This window comes from Streptomyces hydrogenans (assembly GCF_014656075.1).
GTDB lineage: Bacteria > Actinomycetota > Actinomycetes > Streptomycetales > Streptomycetaceae > Streptomyces > Streptomyces hydrogenans.
Genome location: NZ_BNBS01000234.1, coordinates 1 through 5,411, shown reverse-complemented (window position 1 = coordinate 5,411; position 5,411 = coordinate 1). Strand labels below are relative to the sequence as shown.

General features: G+C 74.4%; 5 protein-coding genes. 1 reads left to right on the top strand and 4 read right to left on the bottom strand.

The genetic code is table 11. From position 1 onward, the window contains the following. A partial coding sequence (locus tag IE321_RS40580) for an NADase-type glycan-binding domain-containing protein (RefSeq protein ID WP_229916822.1) occupies positions 1–656 on the top strand: 656 nt, incomplete at its 5' end. Positions 657–670: 14 nt separating this feature from the next. On the opposite strand, the gene IE321_RS40575 is transcribed toward IE321_RS40580, so the two are convergent. The 4 genes from IE321_RS40575 to IE321_RS40560 form a co-directional block, all read right to left on the bottom strand. Further along, positions 671–1,699, bottom strand: a complete 1,029-nt coding sequence (locus IE321_RS40575; protein WP_190226646.1) for a LacI family DNA-binding transcriptional regulator — start codon at positions 1,697–1,699, stop codon at positions 671–673. Positions 1,700–1,769: 70 nt separating this feature from the next. Further along, the gene (locus IE321_RS40570; protein WP_190226645.1) at positions 1,770–3,626 is read right to left on the bottom strand and encodes a glycoside hydrolase family 36 protein; all 1,857 of its coding nucleotides are present in this window, start codon (positions 3,624–3,626) and stop codon (positions 1,770–1,772) included. 5 nt (positions 3,627–3,631) lie between these two features. Further along, positions 3,632–4,447 carry a carbohydrate ABC transporter permease gene (locus IE321_RS40565; RefSeq protein WP_043231936.1) on the bottom strand — a complete coding sequence of 272 codons (816 nt, stop codon included), beginning with the start codon at positions 4,445–4,447 and terminating at the stop codon, positions 3,632–3,634. Next, the gene (locus tag IE321_RS40560; protein ID WP_229916824.1) at positions 4,444–5,301 is read right to left on the bottom strand and encodes a carbohydrate ABC transporter permease; all 858 of its coding nucleotides are present in this window, start codon (positions 5,299–5,301) and stop codon (positions 4,444–4,446) included. Before IE321_RS40560 ends, IE321_RS40565 begins: the two co-directional genes overlap by 4 nt. Between the last annotated feature and the right edge of the window lie 110 nt (positions 5,302–5,411).

The following is a 5,411-nucleotide window of genomic DNA, read 5'->3' as shown; positions in this document are numbered from 1 at the left end:
GGCCGCTCGCGCCGGGGCCGCCGCCGGAGGCCCCGCCGTCGTGGTGGCGGCGGCTGCTGCGCCGTCGGAGCCGGCCGGCTCCGCTCGCCGGGACCCTGCCGCGCCGGGCCTGGCGAAGGCCGCGGGTGGTGCTGCCGCTGGTCCTCGTCCTGGTGGCCTGCGGCATCTGGTTCGGGCTGCCGTACGCCGGGCGGCTGCTCGGGCTGGCCCGGGAGGAGACGAGTCCGCCCGAGTCGCTGCCGCCGTCGGCGGTACGGGCCTCCGGCGCGCTGAAGGACCATCCCGCGACGGCCGCGTTCGACGGGTTCACCAACCGCTACTGGGCGGTGGCGGCGCCCGGGGCCACCCTGGAGGCCGAGTTCGAGGCGCCGGGGGTGCGGGTGACGAAACTGGTGGTGTTCGCGGGGACGTCGGCGAAGAAGGACGAGTTTTTGACGCAGGCGCGGCCGGCGCGGATCGTGGTGGAGGTCGTCAGGGCGGACGGGGACACGTCGACGCGGCGGATCACCCTCAAGGACCAGCCGGGCCAGCAGACCTTCGACCTGCGCGGCTCGGGGGTGACCCGGATCCGTGTCACCCCCGAGACCGCGTACGGCGCGGGGCGCGGCCGCCATCTCGCGGTGGCCGAGGTCGAGTTCTTCGGCCACCGCGGCTGACGGCGCCGGGTGCGCTACCGTCCCGGCGTGCTGCCGCGGACGACCCGCTCGGCCGGGAGCAGCAGTCCTTCCGGCGGGGTGGCGCCGCGGCCCTCGACGGCGCTGACCAGCCGGTCGACGAGGGCCTGGGCGATGGCCGGCAGCGGCAGGCGGACGCTGGTGAGGGTGGGCTGGAGATAGGTGCACAGCGGGAGGTCGTTGAAGCCCGTGACGGCGACGTCGGTGCCGACGGCGAGGCCGGCCGCGCGCACGGCCTGGTAGGCGGTGAGGGCCAGCCAGTCGCTGGCGCACACCAGGGCGGTCGGGCGGTCGGGTCCGGCGAGCAGCCGCTGGAGCGTGCGGGCGAGGGCGACCGGGTCGTCGTCGGGGACGCCGACCTCGAAGGCGCCGTCGGGCGCGGCGGCCCCGGCCTCCAGGAGGCCCGCCCGGCGGTCGGCCATCCAGGGCAGGGCGGCGGCGGAGTTCACGTAGCAGATCCGGCGGTGGCCCTGGGCGAGCAGGAGGCCGACCAGGTCGGCGGTGGCGGCCGCGGAGTCGATGTCCACCCAGGTCTGCGGGCGGCCGGGGGCGGTGCGGCCGAAGGCGGCGAAGGGGAAGCCGGCCTCGGCGAGGACGTCGACCCGGGGGTCGTCGTGCACGACGTCGGAGAGGACGAAGCCGTCGACCTGGCGGGCCGCGATGAGGCCGTGGAAGGACTTGGCGACCGCGCCGGCGCCCTGTCGGGGGTCGCAGCGGAAGAGGAGGACGCGGTGGCCGACGGCGTCGGCGGCGCTGACGAGGGCCTGGAGGAAGCCGCCCATCAGGGGGTTGGGGTCGGCGGGGTTGTCGGCGGGGGCGGGGTAGCCGATGACCTTGCGGGTGCCGGTGCGCAGGCTGCGGGCGGACTGGTCGGGCTGGTAGCCGAGGGCCTCGATGGCGGCGGTGACGCGGTCGAGCGTGGACGCGCGCAGGCGGTGCGGGGCGTTCAGCGCGTTCGAGACCGTCTGGCGGGAGACGCCGGCCGTGCGGGCGACGTCTTCGATGGTCACCTGTCGAGGGGTCATCGTTCCTCTGGGGTCGGCGGGCCGCGGGCGGTGGTCGTCCGCCCGCGGCCCGGGCGCGGTCGGCGCTCGGTCAGCCCTCGCGGGTGAGCGTGAGCAGGCCGCCGGTCGGCACGGTCACCGGGTTGCTGCCGGGGACGAGGTCGAGCTCGGTCTCGGACAGGATCTCACCCCGGCAGTCCTGGACGCGGGCGAGGGCCCGTTCCGGGCGGGCGGCCGTGAGCAGGACGGTGGGGTCGGCGTCGGCGTTGGCGACGAGCAGGGTGCGCGGGCCGTCCGGGCCGTCCGCGTCGGGGAGGGTGACGGGCAGGGGCGCGTAGCGGGCGACGACGGTGGTGTGCCGGTCGTGGGCGCGGACCTGGGGGTAGCCGAGGTCGGGGCGGGCGGGTTCGAGGGTGCCGTGCTGGAGGACGTCGGCGTACCGGCGGAAGACGCCGAGCCAGAAGCGGAGGGCGGCGGTCTGGCCGGGGGTCTGGGCGTCGAGGTCGACGGAGATCTGGGGGACGGAGAAGAGGGCGTTGACGAGGTGGACGGCGACGGCCTCGGGGGTCTCGGCGGAGTGCCACATGATCATGTCGGCGTGGACGGCGAGCGGCCCGGCGGTGAGCCGGCAGTCGACGGTCCGCTGGCGGTTCTCGGCGGGGCTGAGGGGGCAGTCGACGGCGCGGACCATGGTGGCGTAGGGCCAGAGCCCGGGGCTGACGTACGGCTGGCGGTGTTCGACGATGACGTCGGGACGGGTGCGGCGCAGCCGGGCGTCGAGGTCGGCGAGCAGCTGTCGTACGGCTCCGTGGACGGTGGTGTGGTCGGCGCCGGGGGGCGCGGGCGGCGGGTCGGCGACGGCGAAGCGGTCGAGGAAGTCGAGCTTCACCCCGTCGGCGCCCCATTCCTCGACGGCGCGGGAGAGGGTGTCGAGGAGGTGGGCGCGGACCTCGGGGTGGCGGGGGTCGAGGACGGCGGCGTCGAGGTGGGGTTCCTCGCGGAGGATCATGCCCTTGAAGCGGTCCCAGGCGTCGTTGTGCCGGCCGATGAACGGCACCGCGTACCAGAGGAGGTGGGCGAGGCCCAGCCGGTGGACCTCGGTGACGTGGGCGGCGAGGTCGGGGAAGGCCGTCCGGTTCGGCGCCCAGTCGCCGCAGTGGCCGTAGCCGCGGGCGCGGTCGGCGGTCTGCCAGCCGTCGTCGACGATGACGCTGCCGCAGCCGAGGTCGGCGGCGAGGGCGGCCTGGCGTTCGACGGCGGTGGCGTCGACGTTCTGGTGGAGGCTGTACCAGGTGGAGTAGGCGGGCATCCGGGCGGCGGGGGCGACGCCGGGGTGGGTGAGGTCCTCTCCCCACCAGTCGGTGACGCCGCGCAGGGTGGTGGCGAAGTGCCGTCCGCTGAGGTCGATGCGCAGGCGCAGCGGCGGGCCGTCCGGGGTGAGGTCCTGTTCGACGGTGAAGGCGAACTCGCCGCTCTCCTCCACGACCCCGGCCCCGACGCGGACGGGTGCGGTCGTCTCTCCGGCGGCGGCGGTGCACAGGGCCCGGTCGTGGCCGCCGACGAGGCTCGCGACGGGGGCGCCCAGGGCGAGCGAGACGGTGCGGGGCGCGGTCCAGGACGGCGGGAGCCAGCGGGAGGCGTGGGTGTCCGGGGTCCAGTAGGCGGTGGCGTCGACGCAGGGGACGCGCCATTCCGCGCGGAGGGTGACGGGGTCGTCGGCGGTGACCTCGATCAGGGCGACGCCCTCGTCGACGGGGGTGACGGCGGTGTGCCAGCGGTCGCCGCCGAGTGCGGTGAGGTGGAGGGTGAGGGGGTGTCCGGTGGCGGGGTGGCGCAGGCCGGTGGCGAGCTGCCGGTGGACGGCGGTGACGGAGGCTTCGTCGGTGGGCGAGTTGGGGCGCCAGGCGGGTACGGGCTGCTGCGCGGCGGCGTCCGGTGCGGTGGTCACGGTGGTCACTCCTTGGTGGCCCCGGCGAGCAGGCCGGAGATGAACTGGCGTTGCAGGACGAGGAAGAGGGCCATCACGGGGATGGCGGCGATGGCGCTCGCGAGGAGCACCTGCGGGTAGTTGGTGGTCGAGAGGCCCTGGAGGGTCGCGGTGGCCACGGGCAGCGTGTACATCTCGGGGCTGCGCAGCGCGATCAGCGGCCAGACGAACTGGTTCCAGCCGCCGAGGAAGACGAAGAGCGCGAGGGCGGCGATGACCGGCCGGTTCACGGGGAGGACGATCCGCCACAGCACGCGGAGTTCGCCGGCGCCGTCGACGCGGGCGGCGTCGAGGAGTTCGTCTGGCATGGAGCGCAGCGCCTGCCGCATGAGGAAGATGCCGAAGGGGGTGACGAGGCCGGGCAGGACGACCGACGGGTAGGTGTCGATCAGGCCCATGTCCATCATCATCCGGAAGATCGGGATCAGCATCACCGTGTCGGGGATGACCAGGGTGCTGAGCAGCAGGACGAAGAAGAGGTTCCGGCCGCGGAAGTCGAACTTCGCGAAGGCGTATCCGGCCAGGACGGAGACGACGACCGCGCCGGCGGTCTGGAGGCCCGCGACCACGAGGGAGTTGACGAGGACGCGGTCGAGTCCGATGGACTCCTGGAGGCCCTGGAGGTTCTCCATGAGCCGGCCTCCGGGCAGCAGCTTCGGCGGCCAGGAGAAGACGTCCCTGTCGTGCTGGGTGGCGGCCATGGCGAGCCACCAGAACGGGCCGACGCAGAGGCCGAACGCTCCCGCGAGGAGCAGGGTGAGCAGGGTGCCGCGGGCCTTCACCGGCGTTCTCCCATCAGGCGGACCTGGAGGACGCCGAGGACGGACACGAGCAGCGCGAGCGCGTAGGCGAGCGCCGAGGCGTAGCCGAAGTCGAAGTACTTGAAGCCGTTTTCGTAGAGGTACATGGTGACCGTCAGGGTGGCGTTGTCGGGGCCGCCGCCGGTGAGGACGTACGGCTCGTCGAAGAGCTGGAGGGTGCCGATGGTGGAGAGGACGACGGTGAGGAGGAGGATCGGCCGCAGTTGGGGAAGGGTGATGGAGAAGAAGCGGCGGACGGGTCCGGCGCCGTCGACCATCGCGGCCTCGTACAGCTCCTTGGGGATCCCCTGGAGGCCGGCGAGGTACATCACGGCGTTGTAGCCGGTGTAGTGCCAGGTGAGGACGAGGACGATGCCGACGCGGGCCCAGGAGGGGCTGCCGAGCCAGTTCACCGGGTCGACGCCGACGAGGGAGAGGAGCCAGTTGAGCAGTCCGGCGTCCCGGTTGAGGATGACGGAGAACATCACGCCGGCGGCGACCAGGCCCGTGAGGGACGGGATGAAGACGCCGAGCCGCCACAGCGGACGCAGCCGCACGCGGGTGGAGTTGAGGCCGAGGGCGACGAGCAGGGCGAGGCCGAGCATCAGCGGGACCTGCACGACGAGGATCAGGGCGGTGTTCTCGAGCGCGGTCCAGAACAGCGGATCGCCGATCAGGCGCCGGTAGTTGGCGAGTCCGGCGAAGCGCTCGGAGTCGCCGTTCCCGGTGGTGAGGCTGATCCAGAACGAGGCGGCGATGGGGTACGCCTTGAAGACGGCGAAGCCCAGGACGGCGGGCATGATCAGCAGGTATGGGACGGAGCCGCGGGTCAGCACCCGACGGCGGCCCGAGGGCCCTGGCCGCGGGCGGCGGCCCGTGCGGGCGGGTGCCCCGGGGCGGCGGGCGCCGCGGCCGGCCGCGGCGGCGGCCCCGGGGGCGCCGGTGG